Annotated in this window: 17 protein-coding genes and 3 tRNA genes; 6 read left to right on the plus strand and 14 right to left on the minus strand. The window is 52.1% G+C overall.

Going from position 1 to position 17,460, the window contains the following annotated elements; genetic code table 11:
* Positions 1–414 precede the first annotated feature (414 nt).
* The 7 genes from EJE49_RS00790 to EJE49_RS00820 all read right to left on the minus strand — a co-directional run bounded on the left by EJE49_RS00790 (position 415) and on the right by EJE49_RS00820 (position 3,432).
* Complete coding sequence (locus tag EJE49_RS00790; RefSeq protein WP_124948514.1) at positions 415–633, minus strand: DUF2173 family protein; 219 nt, start codon at positions 631–633, stop codon at positions 415–417.
* A gap of 46 nt (positions 634–679) precedes the next feature.
* A complete protein-coding gene (locus EJE49_RS00795) occupies positions 680–1,888 on the minus strand; it encodes an IS256 family transposase (protein WP_124948515.1) in 1,209 nt (402 codons plus the stop codon).
* Positions 1,889–1,979: 91 nt separating this feature from the next.
* Complete coding sequence (locus tag EJE49_RS00800) at positions 1,980–2,318, minus strand: DUF2173 family protein (RefSeq protein ID WP_223246675.1); 339 nt, start codon at positions 2,316–2,318, stop codon at positions 1,980–1,982.
* A 10-nt stretch (positions 2,319–2,328) separates the two neighbouring features.
* Positions 2,329–2,685: a DUF2173 family protein gene (locus EJE49_RS00805; RefSeq protein WP_124948516.1), complete on the minus strand. Its 357-nt coding sequence runs from the start codon at positions 2,683–2,685 to the stop codon at positions 2,329–2,331.
* Between the two features lie 414 nt (positions 2,686–3,099).
* Positions 3,100–3,175: transfer RNA gene (locus tag EJE49_RS00810), tRNA-His, on the minus strand.
* Between the two features lie 17 nt (positions 3,176–3,192).
* Positions 3,193–3,269: transfer RNA gene (locus EJE49_RS00815), tRNA-Arg, on the minus strand.
* Positions 3,270–3,355: 86 nt separating this feature from the next.
* A tRNA-Pro gene (locus EJE49_RS00820) sits at positions 3,356–3,432 on the minus strand.
* 107 nt (positions 3,433–3,539) lie between these two features.
* On the opposite strand from EJE49_RS00820, the gene folD reads away from it, so the two are divergent.
* Complete coding sequence (gene folD, locus EJE49_RS00825) at positions 3,540–4,403, plus strand: bifunctional methylenetetrahydrofolate dehydrogenase/methenyltetrahydrofolate cyclohydrolase FolD (RefSeq protein ID WP_124948517.1); 864 nt, start codon at positions 3,540–3,542, stop codon at positions 4,401–4,403.
* Positions 4,404–4,439: 36 nt separating this feature from the next.
* Here the strand turns inward: folD and trhP are convergent, their stop codons facing one another.
* Positions 4,440–5,789 carry a prephenate-dependent tRNA uridine(34) hydroxylase TrhP gene (gene trhP / locus EJE49_RS00830; RefSeq protein WP_124948518.1) on the minus strand — a complete coding sequence of 450 codons (1,350 nt, stop codon included), beginning with the start codon at positions 5,787–5,789 and terminating at the stop codon, positions 4,440–4,442.
* 86 nt (positions 5,790–5,875) lie between these two features.
* Positions 5,876–7,252, minus strand: a complete 1,377-nt coding sequence (gene purB / locus EJE49_RS00835) for an adenylosuccinate lyase (RefSeq protein ID WP_124948519.1) — start codon at positions 7,250–7,252, stop codon at positions 5,876–5,878.
* Positions 7,253–7,386: 134 nt separating this feature from the next.
* Between purB and recQ the strand changes: the two genes are divergently transcribed.
* The 5 genes from recQ to EJE49_RS00860 all read left to right on the plus strand — a co-directional run bounded on the left by recQ (position 7,387) and on the right by EJE49_RS00860 (position 13,632).
* The gene (gene recQ / locus EJE49_RS00840) at positions 7,387–9,189 is read left to right on the plus strand and encodes a DNA helicase RecQ (RefSeq protein WP_124948520.1); all 1,803 of its coding nucleotides are present in this window, start codon (positions 7,387–7,389) and stop codon (positions 9,187–9,189) included.
* Positions 9,190–9,237: 48 nt separating this feature from the next.
* The gene (locus tag EJE49_RS00845) at positions 9,238–9,696 is read left to right on the plus strand and encodes a YehS family protein (protein WP_223246676.1); all 459 of its coding nucleotides are present in this window, start codon (positions 9,238–9,240) and stop codon (positions 9,694–9,696) included.
* A 4-nt stretch (positions 9,697–9,700) separates the two neighbouring features.
* Positions 9,701–9,940: a VF530 family protein gene (locus tag EJE49_RS00850; RefSeq protein WP_124948521.1), complete on the plus strand. Its 240-nt coding sequence runs from the start codon at positions 9,701–9,703 to the stop codon at positions 9,938–9,940.
* A gap of 169 nt (positions 9,941–10,109) precedes the next feature.
* Positions 10,110–12,890, plus strand: coding sequence for a DUF1631 family protein (locus tag EJE49_RS00855; protein WP_124948522.1), 2,781 nt, complete (start codon positions 10,110–10,112; stop codon positions 12,888–12,890).
* 94 nt (positions 12,891–12,984) lie between these two features.
* The gene (locus tag EJE49_RS00860) at positions 12,985–13,632 is read left to right on the plus strand and encodes a hypothetical protein (RefSeq protein WP_124948523.1); all 648 of its coding nucleotides are present in this window, start codon (positions 12,985–12,987) and stop codon (positions 13,630–13,632) included.
* On the opposite strand, the gene EJE49_RS00865 is transcribed toward EJE49_RS00860, so the two are convergent.
* The 5 genes from EJE49_RS00865 to EJE49_RS00885 all read right to left on the minus strand — a co-directional run bounded on the left by EJE49_RS00865 (position 13,625) and on the right by EJE49_RS00885 (position 17,257).
* Positions 13,625–15,310, minus strand: coding sequence for a DUF2339 domain-containing protein (locus EJE49_RS00865; protein WP_124948524.1), 1,686 nt, complete (start codon positions 15,308–15,310; stop codon positions 13,625–13,627). The genes EJE49_RS00860 and EJE49_RS00865 overlap by 8 nt on opposite strands.
* Before the next feature lie 61 nt (positions 15,311–15,371).
* A complete protein-coding gene (locus EJE49_RS14150) occupies positions 15,372–15,557 on the minus strand; it encodes a hypothetical protein (RefSeq protein ID WP_223246677.1) in 186 nt (61 codons plus the stop codon).
* 8 nt (positions 15,558–15,565) lie between these two features.
* Positions 15,566–15,985 carry a signal peptide prediction gene (locus EJE49_RS00875; protein WP_124948525.1) on the minus strand — a complete coding sequence of 140 codons (420 nt, stop codon included), beginning with the start codon at positions 15,983–15,985 and terminating at the stop codon, positions 15,566–15,568.
* Between the two features lie 32 nt (positions 15,986–16,017).
* Positions 16,018–16,965: a cation diffusion facilitator family transporter gene (locus EJE49_RS00880; protein WP_124948526.1), complete on the minus strand. Its 948-nt coding sequence runs from the start codon at positions 16,963–16,965 to the stop codon at positions 16,018–16,020.
* 73 nt (positions 16,966–17,038) lie between these two features.
* Positions 17,039–17,257 carry a hypothetical protein gene (locus EJE49_RS00885; RefSeq protein ID WP_124948527.1) on the minus strand — a complete coding sequence of 73 codons (219 nt, stop codon included), beginning with the start codon at positions 17,255–17,257 and terminating at the stop codon, positions 17,039–17,041.
* Between the last annotated feature and the right edge of the window lie 203 nt (positions 17,258–17,460).

Consider the following 17,460-nt stretch of genomic DNA (forward strand, 5'->3'; position numbering starts at 1 on the left):
ATGTGAAAGTAGGTCATCGTCAGACACCCCATTCTAAAAACCCCCGTAGCTTACGCTCCGGGGGTTTTTTATTGCTTGTTTAAAATGAATTTCGTTGCAGGATGGTGATTTTAAGTAATTTAAGCGGCCTGTTTTGTCCATCAGCGTCTAATTGTTTCCATGAATCAGTACGTGTTTTACAGTGGTAAATTTCAAAAAATTGCTTACAACGTAAGCATTCTCTGAGTTTTTACAGCACGCTGATTCTGTCATAAAGTGGAAAATTTGCGTGCTGTTTGACACCACTCAGCCTTGTCAGCATCCATCCGCGCGTCACCCCTACAGTGGGGGTTGGGGAACTGTTGCCTGAAAATCGAAATAAATATAATTAAGGCGATAACATCAGACAGCCGACGGCTTCTGAAAAGTTCAGGTTCATTCTGATAATGTGTATAACGTATTAATGGTTTTATTTAAAGCGGCATTATCGTTTTTGATGAAGCATGCGACATTCGCGATTGTGCAGATAGTAAGATCGCCGCCGATCATCATCCAGCCGCGCGGCGCCCAGCCGGTTTGTTCCGAGAGGGCCGTTAGAAGATCAGAGTTTAAGTAACTGATGCGATTATTGGCGAAACAGAACGTAGCAGCCATATCGGTAAATATCGAGGCTGTAAATAACTCTGTGTAAACACCGTTTTTAAATATGCCCTTTCAGGCGGTCTTCAAAAGCAATCATAAACCGAGTCATGGCATGACGCCAATTTTGTATGGGCATGGTCCATTTTTTAGCGGCAGCCTGGATGGCTAAATAAATCACTTTCCGCACCGAGTCATCAGTGGGGAATACCTTACGCTTTTTAATGGCATGGCGAATCACGCTGTTGAGTGACTCAATGGCATTGGTGGTATAAATTGCCTTGCGTATGTCATTCGGATAGGCAAAGAAAGTGTTGAGGTTGTGCCAGTGGCTACGCCATGATTTGCTGATTTGCGGGTACTGCTCATCCCATTGTTCGGCAAATTTATCCAGTGCTTGCAGCCCAAGTTCTTCGGTGCTGGCCTGGTAAACCGTCTTCAAGTCTGTGGTGACCGCCTTGTAATCTTTCCATGAAACATACTTGAGTGAGTTACGTACCATATGCACAATGCAGAGCGGGATCTGCGTTTGTGGAAATACGCTATTGATGGCATCTGGAAAGCCTTTTAAGCCATCTACGCAGGCGATCAGGATGTCCTGCACGCCACGGTTCTGCAATTCGGTCAGCACGCCTAGCCAGAACTTGGCACCTTCATTCTCAGCGATCCACATACCCAATAATTCCTTGTGCCCTTCCAGATTGATGCCTAGCGCCAGAAAGATGGCTTTGTTGATGACACTGTTATCCTGGCGTACCTTGGTGACGATGCAGTCCAGATAGACGATGGGGTAGATTGCATCCAGCGGGCGGCTCTGCCACTCAATAACCCGCTCCTTGACCGCATCAGTGACCTTGGAAATGAGGACAGGTGAAACATCAGCGTCGTACATTTCCTTGAAGGTGTCAGCAATTTCCCGTGTGGTCATGCCTTTGGCGTAGAGGCTGAGTATCTGATCATCCATCTGGGTGAGGCGGGTTTGTTGCTTCTTGACAAGCTGAGGTTCAAAGCTACCTTCACGATCACGCGGGGTAGCAATCTCGACTTCGCCATATTGGCTTTTTAAGGTCTTGGGGGAGTAACCATTACGCGCATTGCCTGTGGGCTTGGGTTGGTGTTTGTCATAACCTAGATGCTCGCTTAATTCGGCACTTAAAGTCGTTTCTATGGCTGTCTTGAGCAGCTGTTGCATCACCGTGCTCAGGTCTTGCTCGGTTTTGACGTGCTTGGACAATTCTGCCGTTAAGGCTTTTATTTGCGTTAAATCCATTGCTATACCCATCCTTTAATTTACCCCGTTAAGGGTAGTTAGAAATTGGTATTTACACAATCTGATTTACAGCCTCCAATTGTGTCATGGTTTAGCCCTCTACATGGGCGTTGAAGAGACGGAAAGCCTGATCGTAATCAAAATCGATGCTTTGTCCGATAACTGCTTTATTGGCCACACTCATCATTACGTGATCCAGACCCATAAAGGCAAAACCTCGCTCGGGCAAAAAGCCTTGCTGGCCTGTTTGCTTGAACCAACCAGTAGCCTGCATCCTGTAAATCGCCATGTTCGCGGCGCACATTTGAGCGGCAGTCTCGGCAAAACTGCGTTCCAGCGTCCCACGCATGTCGCCCAGCTCACCCTTATCAGTGAACTCAATGGCTCCTTGTACTCCGGCTATAGACATGAGTTGATCTAGTGTTGGCATAATGACACTCCTATTTTTGTCTGACTTCTACAGTATCAAGCGCTTCTTTCATGACCGAAACAAGCTTGTTGAATGAAGTATTTTGATTTTTTACTACGCACATGCTTTCACCAACGGTGACTACGCTGATTTCGTTTCCCCACATTATCCAGCCTATGTAATTTTCCCAGTCGTGTTTGCCTGATATGCGGCTAAGCAGTAATCCTTGTTTTTCCATGATTTGCGTAGTTACCGAGCACAAGGCTGCTATTTTGCTGCCCTCATCGGACGAAAATGGCCCCTCCATTTCTCGCAATAAATATTTGCGAGAATAAAGACCGGCGGCGATGACGCCCGGTTGCTCTAATAAATCGGATGAATGACTCATGGGTGCTCCTTGGAAACTTAAATTGTCGCTCTTTAAAAAACTACTGATATGCAGGTAACAGGTAGGATATTATTTGGGATTAACTGAATGTTCTGTACGGTAACGCACTAACGTTATAGCCGACCTGAATTATTTGCAAAGTTTTTAAGGTGGCGTTGGAAGGTAATTCATTGTTTGATACCAAGGGCAAATCAAACTGGCGGTATGGTTAACAGGGGGGGCTATGGCGGTGTCGTTTTTATGTCAGCTAAGCGGTGATGCCTGGTGATTCTGCAGAATTTACATTCGTAGCTTTTGGAATGACCAACCAAATTTTATACTCATGTTATTGAATAAATCCGGTTGAAAACTGGCTACTTATAAGAAATGGCTAGATGTGAAAAAGGCCTGCATTTCTGCAAGCCTTTGATTGTTTGGGGTGAATGATGGGGCTCGAACCCACGACAACCGGAATCACAATCCGGGGCTCTACCAACTGAGCTACATCCACCGTTGAAACTGGAAACTTGGCCTGCCCGACAGGAATCGAACCTGTAACCCCCAGCTTAGAAGGCTGGTGCTCTATCCGGTTGAGCTACGGGCAGCTCATAAACCGGCACCATGACCGCCTTGCAGATGAAGGAACTACTTCTTTATTGTGTCCAAGCATGCTTGCTTTTACAAGAAAACTTGGTCGGGGCGGAGAGATTCGAACTCCCGACATCCTGGTCCCAAACCAGGCGCGCTACCAGACTACGCTACGCCCCGAAAGACCGAAACTATACGCGGGATATGATATTTCGTCAACACCCATCTTGAATGTTAGTAGGTAAAAATGAGATGATTGCATCTTTAATCTAAGCGCCTTGCCAACTATGTCAGCTCAACTCCTTGATGGAAAAAGTTTATCTGAAAAAATCATTGCAGGTATCCAGTCTCAGGTCACTAAACGGGATGTAGCTGGATTGGCTATTCCTGCTCTTGCAGTGATCCTGGTGGGTAGCGATCCCGCCTCAAGTATTTATGTTCGTAATAAACGTAACGCTTGTATCAAGGCTGGTGTCCGTTCTATTTCTTATGATTTGCCTGCTACAACTACACAAGCTGATTTATTGGCATTGATCGATGAGCTGAATAGAGAAGTTGGCGTGCATGGTATTTTGGTGCAAATGCCTTTGCCGGCCCAGATTGATCCTGAGACGGTGATCGAGCGTATTCATCCAGACAAGGACGTTGATGGCTTTCATCCATACAACATTGGCAGGCTGGCTGTACGTATGCCTACGTTGCGCTCCTGTACGCCTTATGGGGTGATGCGCCTGCTGGCATTGGCGCACGACGACCTGAAGGGCCTTAACGCGGTTGTGGTGGGGTCTTCCAACCATGTTGGCCGGCCTATGGGGTTGGAATTGCTGCTGGCGGGTTGTACAGTGACAACCTGTCACCGTTTTACTAAAAACTTGGCTGAGTTTGTAGGTCAGGCAGATATTCTGGTGGTTGCGGTAGGTCGTGCTGAATTAGTTAAGGGTGCATGGATCAAGCCCGGTGCTACGGTCATCGACGTGGGTATCAACCGTCTTGATGATGGTAGTTTGTGTGGGGACGTGGAATTTGCTCCTGCTGCTGAGCGTGCCGCATGGATTACGCCGGTTCCGGGTGGCGTTGGGCCAATGACGGTGGCTATGCTCTTGGAGAATACACTGCAGGCTGCGCAGGCGGCAGATAAGCGGATGGCCTGAATTCCCAAGTGGTGAAAGCCACTTGGGTTTGCAGTATCAGGCTGGCAGGAAGCGTGTAATCAACGCTTTTTCCAGATTGGCTTCCATCGGGATTTTAACGAAGTGGCCACTGCCGGGTGCTTCTTGTATGGCTTCTCCCCGTTTGTTGAATATTTGGGCTAGTTCTATTATGCGATTGCCGGATGGATGGATGATTTCCAGGCGGTCGCCGACTACAAATTTATTCTTAACTGCGATATCAGCCAAGCCTGTCTTGGCATCGTAGCCGGTTACATCGCCTACATACTGACTGCGGTCGCTCTCCGAGTGGCCGCGCATGTAGTTCTGATATTCCTGAGTATGATGACGTTCGTAGAAACCATCGGTGTAGCCGCGGTTGGCGAGACTTTCCAGGTCAGACAGCAATGATGGGTCGAACGGGCGGCCCGCTACGGCATCGTCAATTGCTTTGCGGTACACCTGAGCGGTGCGAGCAACATAATAGGCTGATTTGGTACGGCCTTCGATTTTGAGCGAATCTACGCCGATTTTGACCAGTCGTTCGATGTGTTCTACCGCACGCAGGTCTTTGGAATTCATGATGTAGGTGCCATGATCATCTTCGATGATGGGCATCATCACGCCGGGACGGTCGCGTTCCTCAATCAGATACACTTTATCGGCCAGTGGGTGGCGCTGTTGATCACCGCAATCGGCAAAGCTGGGCTGTTCCATGGCAGCACGGAAATCGAGATCGATTTTCTGCACATCGCCGGTAGCGTCTTCGTCAGTGTCGTGTACCTTGTAATCCCAGCGGCAGGAGTTGGTGCATGTGCCCTGGTTGGGATCGCGATGGTTGAAGTAGCCCGACAGCAGGCAGCGCCCGGAATAGGCGATGCACAGCGCGCCATGGACAAAAACCTCCAGTTCCATTTCCGGACACTGCTGCTTGATTTCCTCGATTTCATCGAACGAAAGCTCACGCGACAGGATGACGCGGGTCAGGCCCAGTGACTGCCAGAATTTTACTGTGGCATAGTTTACCGTGTTGGCCTGTACCGAAAGGTGCACCGGAATCTCCGGCCATTTTTCCCGCACCATCATGATCAGGCCGGGATCTGCCATGATCAGCGCATCCGGCTTCATGGCGATAATCGGTGTCATATCTGCCATGTAAGTCTTGATTTTCGCATTGTGCGGCATCAGGTTACTGGCGACGAAGAATTTCTTGCCCATGGCATGTGCTTCACGTATGCCTGTGTCCAGTTGCTCTAACTGGAATTCGTTGTTACGAGCACGCAGCGAATAGCGTGGCTGGCCGGCATAGACTGCATCTGCACCGAACTGGAATGCATAACGCATTTTTTCCAGTGTGCCGGCGGGGGCAAGAAGTTCAGGGGTTGTCATAGTCATAACCTATTTCGATAAAGCGTAAGGGGTAAAACCAAAAAAGCACCAGTAACGGTGCTTTTCTGACTGCTGCACGGTAATGCTTAGTAAGTTTTGCGTTGCGCGAGTTCAACCGCTTTGCCGATATAGCTGGCTGGCGTCATGGCGAGCAGGCGTTGCTTGTCCGCATCAGGGATAGCCAGTCCGCTGATAAATACATGCAGGCTGTCACGGTTGATGCCGGATTTGCCGCGGGTCAGCTCTTTTAACTGCTCATAGGCATTGGGTACATTAAAGCGACGCATCACGGTCTGGATAGGCTCGGCCAATACTTCCCAGTTGTTATCCAGATCTTCAGCCAGGCGTTGCGGGTTGGCTTCAAGTTTGTTGAGGCCGCGCAAGCAGGAATCAAATCCGAGCAGGGCATAGCCTAATGCCACGCCCATGTTACGCAACACGGTGGAGTCGGTCAGGTCACGCTGCCAGCGCGAGATCGGCAGCTTCTCAGCGAGGTGGCGCAATAGTGCGTTGGCCAGTCCCAGATTGCCTTCGGCATTCTCAAAGTCAATCGGGTTGACCTTGTGTGGCATGGTGGATGAGCCGATTTCGCCGGCTTTGACTTTCTGCTTGAAATAACCTACCGAGATATAACCCCAGATGTCACGGTTCAAGTCGATCAGCACAGTGTTGACGCGGCTGATGGCGTCGAATAGCTCGGCCATGTAGTCGTGTGGCTCGATCTGGATGGTGTAGGGGTTGAAGGTCAGCCCCAGGCTTTCCACAAAGCGCTGGGCAAAGCCTTCCCAGTCAATTTCCGGGTAAGCCGACAGGTGGGCATTATAGTTACCCACAGCGCCATTGATCTTGCCCAGCATGGGTACGGCGGCGATCTGGTTGGCCTGGCGCTGCAAACGGTACACCACGTTGGCCATTTCCTTGCCTAACGTGGTTGGCGAAGCGGGCTGACCATGGGTGCGCGACAACATCGGCAATGCGGCGTGCTCGTGCGCGATTTCGGTCAGGCGTGCGATGACGCTATTCAGCGATGGCAGCATTACCTGTTCACGCGCAGCTTTGAGCATCAGCGCATGGGACAGATTGTTGATATCTTCCGAGGTGCAGGCAAAATGGATGAATTCACCGACGCGGGCGATTTCAGGGTTGCTGGCAAAACGTTCACGCAGGAAATATTCCACCGCCTTGACGTCGTGATTGGTGGTGCGCTCGATGGCTTTGATGCTTTCGGCATCGGCTTCAGAGAAATTAGTGATCACCTCGTTCAGTTCGGCAATGGTATCGGCTGAAAAAGCGGGTACTTCTGCAATCGCAGACTCAGCAGCAAGGGCTTTAAGCCACTCGATTTCGACGGTAACGCGGTTATGAATTAACCCGAATTCACTGAAATGGGTGCGCAATGGCGCGACTTTAGCGGCATAACGGCCGTCGAGAGGGGATAAGGCGGTGAGGGCAGACAGGCTCATAGCGTACTGGATGTAAAAAGATAAAAATATGATTTTACAGGAAACTGCCGTTGCTGGATAAATTGTGTCATGGCAAGTTATAGGCGCTGCAAAATCCAGTATAGTAATCGGCTTTCTGCGCACGTGATTTTAATATGCCTACTGCATTATCCATACTCAACAGTGTCTTCGGCTATCCGGCCTTTCGAGGCCGTCAGGCAGAGGTAGTGACGCACGTTGCCGGTGGCGGCGATGCGCTGGTACTGATGCCGACGGGTGGGGGCAAGTCGCTGTGCTATCAGATTCCCGCATTGTTGCGGGCTGGTACCGGGGTGGTGGTGTCGCCACTGATTGCGTTGATGCACGATCAGGTAGCCGCATTGCGCGAAGCCGGAGTGCGGGCAGCCTATCTCAATTCGGCACTGTCTGCGAGTGAAGCCAGCGAGGTGGAACGGGCCTTCGTGCGTGGCGAATGGGATTTGCTGTATGTCGCGCCGGAGCGCCTGGTCACGGCGCGCTTTATGGCGCTGCTGGAGCGCACCGAGATTGCCTTGTTTGCAATTGATGAAGCGCATTGCGTCTCGCAGTGGGGGCATGATTTCCGCCCTGAATATATCGCGCTGTCGGTTTTGCATGAACGCTTCCCTGATGTGCCGCGTATTGCACTGACCGCAACGGCTGATGCGCAGACCCGTGCCGAGATCGTGGCACGTCTGCAACTGGAAGAGGCACAGCAATTCGTCTCCAGCTTCGACCGGCCGAATATTCGTTATCAGATTGTGGAAAAAAACGACCCGCGCAAACAGTTGCTGGCATTCATACGCGAAGAACATGCGCAGGATGCCGGCATTGTGTATTGTCTGTCGCGGCGCAAGGTGGAAGAAACAGCGCAGTGGCTGGAGAAACAGGGCATACGTGCCATGGCCTACCACGCCGGTATGGAAGTTGCCACGCGGCAGCGCCATCAGGATGCGTTCTTGCGTGAAGATGGCATCGTCATGGTGGCCACCATTGCTTTCGGCATGGGCATCGACAAGCCGGATGTGCGATTCGTCGCGCATCTGGATTTGCCTAAAAGCATAGAAGGCTATTATCAGGAAACTGGTCGTGCTGGTCGTGATGGAACGCCGGCGGATGCGTGGATGGCGTATGGGCTGAATGACGTGGTACAGCAGCGGCGCATGATAGAGAGTGGCGAAGCTGACCCGCAGTTCAAGCGCGTGGCGCAGACCAAGCTGGATGCGCTGCTGGCGCTGTGCGAAGCGACCCGTTGCCGGCGAGTACGGTTACTCAATTATTTTGGCGAAGAAGCCGAAGCCTGTGGCAATTGCGATGTGTGTCTGTCGCCGCCGGCGACCTGGGATGGCACGGTGGCTGCGCAAAAAGCCCTGTCCGCCGTTTATCGTACTGGAGGCCGCTTTGGCGCCGGACATGTGATTGACGTATTGCTGGGTCGGGATACCGAAAAAGTGCAGCAATGGGGACACCAGCAGCTGAGCGTGTTTGGCATTGGCGCGGAGATGGATGAGAAAGGTTGGCGTGCGGTGTTGCGGCAACTGATGGCGCATGGCTATCTTAGCGTCGATCATGATGCGTTTGGCGCGCTGGTATTGACACAGCATAGCCGCGCGGTGCTTAAAGGCGAGACTCAAGTATGGATGCGTAAGGATCTGGGCATCAAACCGGCCAAGCGACAATCCAGCCGGCCTCTGGCTGCGCCGCAGAATGCTGCCGATGATCAGCTGTTTGAGAAGTTGCGTGTATGGCGGCAGTCAGCTGCGCGGGAACATAATGTGCCTGCCTATGTCATTTTCCATGACGCTACTCTCGCCCAGGTCGCGCAGTTGCGCCCGGGGACGCTGGCTGAACTGGGGGAGATTTCCGGCATCGGCGCACGCAAACTGGAGGCCTACGGCGCAGCGATGCTGGCGGTAGTGAACGCCGCGGCTCAAGGGTAAAGCGCGTGCTATGATAAGACATTGATTGATAGTGATGAGAGTTCTATAGTGGAAAATAATAACGATGTATTGCGCAGTATTCGCTACGCGCTGGATTTGCCAGATGCGGCTATCGGTGAGATGGTCCGGCTGGCAGGTGGCGAAGTTGCGGCGGATCTGATCCCCGCATTGCTGAAAAAGGAAGACGAAGCCGGCTTTGTCGAGTGTGACGATGAATTGCTGGTGGCTTTTCTGGATGGCTTAATTATCACCAGACGTGGCCCGAGTGATACCCCTCCGGCACCGATCAAACGGTTAACCAATAACATCATCCTGAAAAAAATCCGCATTGCTTTCGAATTGAAAGAAGACGATCTGCATGACATTATCAAACTGGCCGGATTCCAGATATCCAAGCCGGAGTTGAGTGCGGTATTCAGAAACCCGGACAGCAAAAACTACCGGGTGTGCGGCGATCAGCTACTCCGCTATTTTCTGAAAGGCTTGAGCCAGCGCTTGCGTGGCTAAACCCATGGCAACACATACTTCATCCGATCCATTGCACGGGATCACGCTGGAACAAATATTGACCAGACTGGTTGATTATTATGGCTGGGAGACCATGGCGCAACACGTTAATATCCGCTGCTTTACCCATGATCCAAGTATCAAATCCAGCTTGCAGTTCCTGAGAAGAACACCGTGGGCACGCGCCAAGGTTGAAGCGCTGTATGTAATAACAGCACCTAAATTAGCTAATAATCAACGGTGACGGTGGATGAAGAATACGTGGCGGGTATTCACAGAAATTAATAATTCGGTTTGATCTCCGATGAAGATGGTCTTTTATAATTTGCAATGTGGTGACAATGATGATTCTGGCTGAATGACGCTACGTTTCTTTGTTGGCGCATAGTCAATACTAATGAAAGCAAACAATCATGATTGAACGGAATGAATTACTGGTGGCCGCGAGGGCGGAATTTTTACGTGCATATCTGGATGCATTTGATTATTGTCTTCCGTTATGTATCGAAACGGCATTTAAAAAAGCTGATACCAGCCGTTCTTCATTAGAGCAAAGTCATTATCTTACGGTTCGTGGCGTATTGCGTGAGCGTAAGGACGAGGTCAGAGAGCAGTTGCAGCACAGCATGGACAAGCTGCTTAATCGCAGTCTGCAAACAACCTACAGCACATTCCGACCTACGTTTGATCAGGCGGGGCCTGTAGGTGGATTGTCGCTGGTTGACACCTCAGCCTTTGAAGGTGAGCTGCAGTTGGATGCCTTTACGGACCGTTTCCGTAATGAAGCCGCTGAACAGTTGCGCGACCTGAATATCCGCATGGCGCTGTTGTTCGATCAGGATGATATCAAAGAGCGTGAAAATCCGTTTCGCCCCTATTTGATTTCACGATCCTTGGCAGATGCCTCGGAAGCCATGGGCTTGCCAAAAGAATTAAGTCCTGTGTTGACGCAGTTGCTGGCAGAAAGCATGGAGATTACCGTCGATGGTATCTATGCCAGTGTGAATGCCTTGCTTTCCAAAAATGGCATAGCTGCGGAATTGCCACTCAGAATCAGAAAGTCACCGAACCAACCCATTCCGGCAGCGTCGCCCGAGCCAGATGAGCCTGAAGTAGCGCCTGACACTATGGCGCCTGTGTCATCGCCAGCACAGCCACCAAGTCGGCCCGCATCTGGTGCAAGTAATGTAGCCAATCCGGGTGCGTCAACTTCTGCATCTGGTCAGAGCGTACAGAGTGTAGACCAGTTCCTGCAAAGCATTAAATCCATGGTTGATAATGCGGCACAGCAGTCTGTCGCGCAACCTGCGGACAATCCATCCACTCCAGGGAATTTCCCCGGCTTCAGCGCAGGAACCGGCTTTGCAGGTGGAGTCCAGCCTGCGGCAAATGGCCAGCCGATTTCATCCGGTACCCATGAGCAGAAGGTTGACCAGCTACTGAGCATGGTCAAGCGCTACAGCGAGACTGCGACCGGTTTTGGCCGGGTATCGGGCGCTGGCATGAATACATCTGTGGGGATGGGAGCTGCTTCAACTCCGCAGGCTATGCAACAGCAGGCTGGCAGCCTTGCTTCCGGCAGCACCGCTGCTCCGGCGAGAGCGGGATGGTTGAGCGGCGTACAGAAAGTGGGCGAAGTGTTGCGTAAGTTTCTCGGCGGTGGTGCTGTGCAGGGAGGTAATGCCAGCAGTTCGAAAAACTATGTGCCGCCAGCCTCTCCACGAGTATTAACCGTTGCGCTGGCGCAGTCGGTCGATACGCTGTTGCATGAGCATTCGCCGGCTACAGCGGATATGCTGGATAGTGATGGGGAAGTGCGTAATCTGATTCTCGAACAGCGCAGCAGCCTGACCGAGCAGACCGAGGAAGTCGATGAGCAGATGACCATCGATGTCGTGGCTATGCTGTTCGAATTCATACTGCGGGATACCCGGGTGCCTGCCGAAGTGCGAGCACAACTGGGTAGATTGCAATTTCTGGTGTTGAAGCTGGCGTTACGTGACCCCAGCTTTCTGACGCAAAAAGGCCACCCGGCCCGTGTGCTGATTAACCGCATAGGTTCGATATCGGTCGGGTTGAAACAAATTGACCCAAGCAGCGAACGGGTCAGTGCGGAGATTTGCCTGATCGTTGAAACCTTGCTGCTTGATGCGGCGAAAACGCCGGATATGTTCGCATCCTTGTTCGTCAAGTTGCTGGATGATTTTGATGAGTTCGTTGCGGCAGAGCTGCGTAGCAAAGATAAGCAACTCAACCGTGCGGCAGAAGCGATTGAAAACGTACAAAGCCGCACATTGCGCTATACGCATATCTCGGCGCAAATGGCCGAGATATTATCTGGCGTTACGCTTGATGCTTATCTGCATGATTTTCTGACCAATGCATGGGTGCAGGTGATAGAGCGTGCAGAGAGCATCGATATGGCGCGAGCCAGGCGTTACCGGGCGCTGGTGCCGGATCTGATCTGGAGTATCGTTCCCAAGATCGATGAATATGACCGCCAGGAGATGGCTGTCGTATTGCCGGTAATGATAGGCACCTTGCGTGAAGGTCTGGCGCTGATTGCATGGCCGGAAGCGCAGCAGAAGGCGTTGCTGGGCTGGTTGTTTGATGCACATACTCGCGCATTACGCTCGATTGTGGATGAAGCGTTTCAGGTGCCGTCCTTACCGTTGATGCACACCAATTTTGAGCGTCTGGTGGAAAATATGCCAGTCGAACAAGTGGCGTTTACACCTGATGTGCAGATGGCAGCTGAAAAAGCACTGATGGAAACCATGCTGCGTGAACTCAATGCCGATATTCAATCGCTCGATAATCATTTTGATGATATCGCTGAGCCTGAAGCTAAAGCAGACGAGACGAGCGTTATCGACGGGAGTGAACATAATCCTGCCGCGCTGGCCGAGTTTGATGAAAGCATTATTGAACGTCTGCACAGCGGGATCATTATTGAAATTCATTTAAGCAAGATACCGAGTCGTGCGCGCTTAAGCTGGATCAGTGCCGATGCCGCCAATCTGCTGTTGAATTTGGATGATCAGCATGCACCGGTGCATATGAGTTTGCGGGTGTTCCGTCGCCTGGTAATGAGTAAGCGGGTGCGCTTTATTGAAGATCAGCCGTTATTCGAGCGTGCAGTGCAGTCTCTGCTCGACTCTGCCGAGCAAATGGATCATTCCGTCAATTCCTGATTGAGTCGCGCTGTTCGGGTATTGCGCGAGATGGGTGGCGCGGTGTGGTCAATGTTATGATGCGGGTATTCGCTAAATACTTTGGCATCCCGCTGTGAAAAAAGTCCTCATTACTATCCAGGGTAAAACCCTGATTCTGCAATATCACGTCAAATCGGGTTTGATGCGCAAAGGTGTGGGCTGGATGCCCTATATCGAGGTGCAATCTTCCTGGGAGCTGACCCGGTTCAATCTGCGTGGACTGACACCGGAAATGTTTTGTGTGAACATTTCTGACATGGTGAATGTGCGCGGTCTGTTATCTGGCGTGGTGGAAAACGAGCGGCAATTGCCGGTAGCGCGTTGGGAAATCAATCAGGATGATTACCGCAGTGCGCTAAAGGTCACATTGAGCCATGCGCAAATTGTGGAATTGCTGGCCGCTCTGCCGGGCTATGTAGAGGAAGTCGATGACGAGTTTGTCGAATTCGAGGCACAGGTCATTGCCGATGCCGCCGGTGACGGAACAGCGAGCGGCTATCGTCTGACCATCGTTACCCAGGATATCGGCGACAAAATCGCGCCGTATGCGTATTACAATCTGGACACATATAGCGCAGACAGCTGGCAAGGCTACCCGCCGCCAGCTGCGCAGCATGAGCTGATCCGCAACGCGCTGGCCAGCCAGTTACAGGCAATCAGCGATGCGGGCGTGCAGCTCACCCAGGTTTATGATGCGACGGATTACGCCATCGCTAGTTGAACGGTGCTGGCGACTCCATGGCGTCGACTTTGCGATACATCCAGCCGCCTGCATAAAGCGTCACTCCCAGCACAAACAAACAGGCAATGCGTATCAGCGGTGCTGCGTCAGACAAATCGAACAACAGTACTTTAGCGGCTGAAACCGCAAAGATCAGCAGGGACGACTTACCCAGTATCTTGTCCTGTTTTCCCAATGCAATGGCCAGACAGCTGAGGCCAATTACCCCCCAGGTAAAAGACACCGTCAGCCGGCCATCAAATACCTGATAAGCCGCACTCATCAGCGCAATATGCCCGGCGTACAAAAGCGGGCTGTCAAATGCGATCAATGCGGGTATGCGGCGCACAAAATAGTAACCGGCATACAGTTGCAGCGCAAAAATCAGCGCCAGCAAGTCGTGTGCCGGGACGACATGCAGGTCAGAGTCAAGCAACACCCGCAGATAGTTGATCGTAAAAATTACGCCAATCGCCAGTTTGATCGGCCAGACAATATCGGTGTACTTACCTTTGATTGCAAAATATGCGATCAGTACCGGCAGCAGCGACAACGCGACCCACGGTGCCCATTCCGCAGGCACCGACTCCAGATAACCAGCATGAAACAGGGTCAGGGCGGCATAGGTGCCCACCAGTATGCTGCCGGATTCCAGTGACACATGCATGGCGTGTTTCGCTACCAGATAGCCAGCCAGCAGCACCACTGCGCTAGCCATCGCAATCCAGGGCGCGAGATCGGGCAGGTTATGCTGCAACAGACTGTATTGCAGCGCGTAAAAAATCAGCAGCAGCGGTAAGTGCGCAATGGCTGTGTTCTGATCCATCGGGCTGTTGCGTTTGATGGAGAACGTGATGGCGGCGAGCAGAAAGATAATAAATTGCGCAGCCTGGAACACCAGTGCTTCAATCCAGCTGGTCGCGGATGTCAGCGTCCAGATCGCATTGAATCCCAGCAGCGCCATATATGACGCCAGCAAATAAACCCGGCGTGTGCCAACCCATATGGAATAGATACTGAAGAGCACACTCCATGCCGAATAGTAGATCACCAGGTCAGTCACCGAGCTGGTGAGGTTGGGTAACAGAAAAGGTGCCGAATACGAGCCTACCACGGCAAATAGCGCATACAGCTCGCTCTCGAACAGCCTGCCCAGCCACAGTGCGCCCAAGCAGATAAAGATCACAGCCCCCGTGGCGGTATGGGCATCAATCAAATGGTAGAACAAATGTGCGCCGTAGGTGGACATGAACAGCACGACCAGCCCGCCCGCAGGTAACAGACTGGCGTAATGGCTATCGGATTTGCGCAGAGTCAGGCCGATGCCTATGAGCGCAAAGCCGCCAAGCACAGCAAGTGCGATCTGGCGTTCGGGGGTAAGCCAGCCGGAATCAATCGCCAGCCGGATCAGATAGGCCGCAGCTAGCACCAGTGCCGTTGCACCGGTCCAGCCAAGGATATTGGTGATGGAAATGTTATCGTGAGCAGGTGCGGCAGTGATTTTTGGCGCAGGTTCAGGCCTGGGGGGCGCAGCCGTGGCTGTAGGCGGTATCTGCGTCTGCTTTATTGGCGTGCTGGCAGCCGCTGTGCCAGAGCGTGCTGCAATGGTTTGTATGAGCTGTTCAAGTCGTGTTAAGCGAGATTCTATCCGCGTTAAACGGTCATCTGTTTCCGACATGTTGCTTCTCCCCCTGTTTTTTGGTGTATCTGGGTTTGATATTGGTTTTTACCAACAATCGCTATTTAGCCTCTGTTTTAGAGATACCGCAACGTGTGCAGATCAGGCGTGTAATCAGTCGCCCTTTGTCCACATCAAATGGATTTTCCTGTACCGGTTCCCACTTGTGGAAGCCGCTTCTGCACAAGGATAAACCCTTGAATTTTTCACCGGGTTTGGGTTTCTTGAATTTAACAACGTCGCCCATTTAACTATTCAATCCCTGTCTGTGGCGCAATGTGCATGGGGCGTAGTCTGTCCGTATGCCTGACGCTCGAAATAGTTGGCTGTGTAGGCATTGCGGCCATGCAGCAGTTGCCAGAGGCTGGAGAGCAAGTACGCCGGCAGGAAGCAGATACCCCATTTTTCATATTGGCGCACATGCACCTGCTCATGAGCACGAAACAGATCAAGCACTTCCGCATCCATACCCAGAATAACGTGGCCGAGGGTAATGGCCGAGAAATGAAACCGGGGGCGTGAACGGGATAACAACTTGCTGATCAGGCCGCCATGGAATTCAATAGTGCCGGATACGATAGTGGCGCGAGCACCCAGCATGAGCGCGATGCTGCCAAGCAATAATCCGATCACCGTATTGGGTGAGGCCCAGACATAAGCTGCCATGCGCTGCATGGACAACTGAAGCGACCTGTTCGTTCCTGCTGTCATGCAGCCGGTTTGGTGTGATCCAGATCAGGGCGGTGCCATGGATCCACATGCGCCATCAGATCCAGCACGCGATGATGCTGCATTACCCGTGCCCGGGCCACGACGGCGATGTCATGTCCGGCCTCGACGTTGATAGTCGCGTCAACCTCGATATGCGCGTCAACGACGATCATGTCACCCATTTTGCGGGTGCGGATATCGTGTACGCCCTTGACCCCCGGTGTATCAAGCAGCGTCTGGCGTATGGCAGCCACTTCCTGCTCGTCCACTGCGCGATCCATCAGATCATGCAACGCATCCCAGCCGAATCCCCAGCCCATGTTGGCGACCATGAAACCCACGATCAGCGCAGCGATAGGATCCAGTATTGGATAGCCTGCCAGATTGCCGATGATGCCGATGCCCACCACCAGCGATGAAGCCGCGTCAGAGCGCGCATGCCAGGCATTGGCGACCAGCATGCTCGACTTGACGCGCTTGGCAGTCGCCAGCATGTAGCGGAACAGCAGTTCCTTGGCTATTAACGCACCCCCGGCTACCCACAGCGCCACAATACCAACTTTGGGTACCGTGTCAGGGTCTTGCAGCTTGATAAATGCCGACCACAGCATACCCACGCCAACTGCCAGCAGCAGTACGCCCAGCACCAACGAAGCAGCCGTCTCGAAGCGTTGATGCCCGTAAGGGTGATCAATATCGGCGTCTTTCTTGCTGTGATGGCTGGCAAACAGCACCACGAAATCCGCCACCAGATCCGACAGCGAATGGACGCCATCGGCAATCAGACCCTGGGATTTGGATAAAATGCCGACTGTGATCTGGGTAACGCTCAGGCACAGGTTGACGACCACGCTGACCCAGGTCGTGCGTGATGCGGCGGCAGAGCGTTCAGCTAGCGTGTGGGGTGCAGCTTCGGGATCGTCTTTGATGTCGGTATGATTCATGGGGAAATGGTCTTGAATATCGGGTGCAGCCCCTTAATTTACAGGGAGCTGGCAGGTTGTGTAAATAATTTCACTATACAGGAAAGTGCTGCATTTTCGGGTTGAGTATGGCGAAGAATGTAGCAAAAATCTGGGCTGTTTGCCAGTTGGAGGTTAATGCTGAATTCGGGGCTTCGTATTGGCATAGCAAGCCGGGGGTTGCCCGGCGGCTAGTCACTTTCTCTTGCTCGCCAAAGAGAACGTAACCAAAGAGAATGGCACCCCGTTCCACCGCTCCTGCGTTGCTCGTCAAGCCGGGCTGCTGCGGAACTAGGCCTGTGGCCTCAGACAGTCCTCGCCGACTGTCCCAAGCCTGACTGCGCTACTCGGCGGTGGAGAGGGGAAAGAATCAAAAACGAAATTCAAAAACCAAAACCAAAACCAAAACCCAACATCAACCACCCTTGTCCGGGCATTGCCCGGACAATCTGAACCAAAAATCACATGAATTTGGGG

This window comes from Sulfuriferula thiophila (assembly GCF_003864975.1).
Lineage (GTDB): Bacteria > Pseudomonadota > Gammaproteobacteria > Burkholderiales > Sulfuriferulaceae > Sulfuriferula > Sulfuriferula thiophila.

Bases quoted from the DNA above. Each gene is read 5' to 3' on its own strand.
- EJE49_RS00790 (WP_124948514.1), bottom strand. From the start codon at position 633: ATGGCTGCTACGTTCTGTTTCGCCAATAATCGCATCAGTTACTTAAAC.
- EJE49_RS00795 (WP_124948515.1), bottom strand. From the start codon at position 1,888: ATGGATTTAACGCAAATAAAAGCCTTAACGGCAGAATTGTCCAAGCAC.
- EJE49_RS00800 (WP_223246675.1), bottom strand. From the start codon at position 2,318: ATGCCAACACTAGATCAACTCATGTCTATAGCCGGAGTACAAGGAGCC.
- EJE49_RS00805 (WP_124948516.1), bottom strand. From the start codon at position 2,685: ATGAGTCATTCATCCGATTTATTAGAGCAACCGGGCGTCATCGCCGCC.
- folD (WP_124948517.1), top strand. From the start codon at position 3,540: ATGTCAGCTCAACTCCTTGATGGAAAAAGTTTATCTGAAAAAATCATT.
- trhP (WP_124948518.1), bottom strand. From the start codon at position 5,789: ATGACAACCCCTGAACTTCTTGCCCCCGCCGGCACACTGGAAAAAATG.
- purB (WP_124948519.1), bottom strand. From the start codon at position 7,252: ATGAGCCTGTCTGCCCTCACCGCCTTATCCCCTCTCGACGGCCGTTAT.
- recQ (WP_124948520.1), top strand. From the start codon at position 7,387: ATGCCTACTGCATTATCCATACTCAACAGTGTCTTCGGCTATCCGGCC.
- EJE49_RS00850 (WP_124948521.1), top strand. From the start codon at position 9,701: ATGGCAACACATACTTCATCCGATCCATTGCACGGGATCACGCTGGAA.
- EJE49_RS00855 (WP_124948522.1), top strand. From the start codon at position 10,110: ATGATTGAACGGAATGAATTACTGGTGGCCGCGAGGGCGGAATTTTTA.
- EJE49_RS00865 (WP_124948524.1), bottom strand. From the start codon at position 15,310: ATGTCGGAAACAGATGACCGTTTAACGCGGATAGAATCTCGCTTAACA.
- EJE49_RS14150 (WP_223246677.1), bottom strand. From the start codon at position 15,557: ATGGGCGACGTTGTTAAATTCAAGAAACCCAAACCCGGTGAAAAATTC.
- EJE49_RS00875 (WP_124948525.1), bottom strand. From the start codon at position 15,985: ATGCAGCGCATGGCAGCTTATGTCTGGGCCTCACCCAATACGGTGATC.
- EJE49_RS00880 (WP_124948526.1), bottom strand. From the start codon at position 16,965: ATGAATCATACCGACATCAAAGACGATCCCGAAGCTGCACCCCACACG.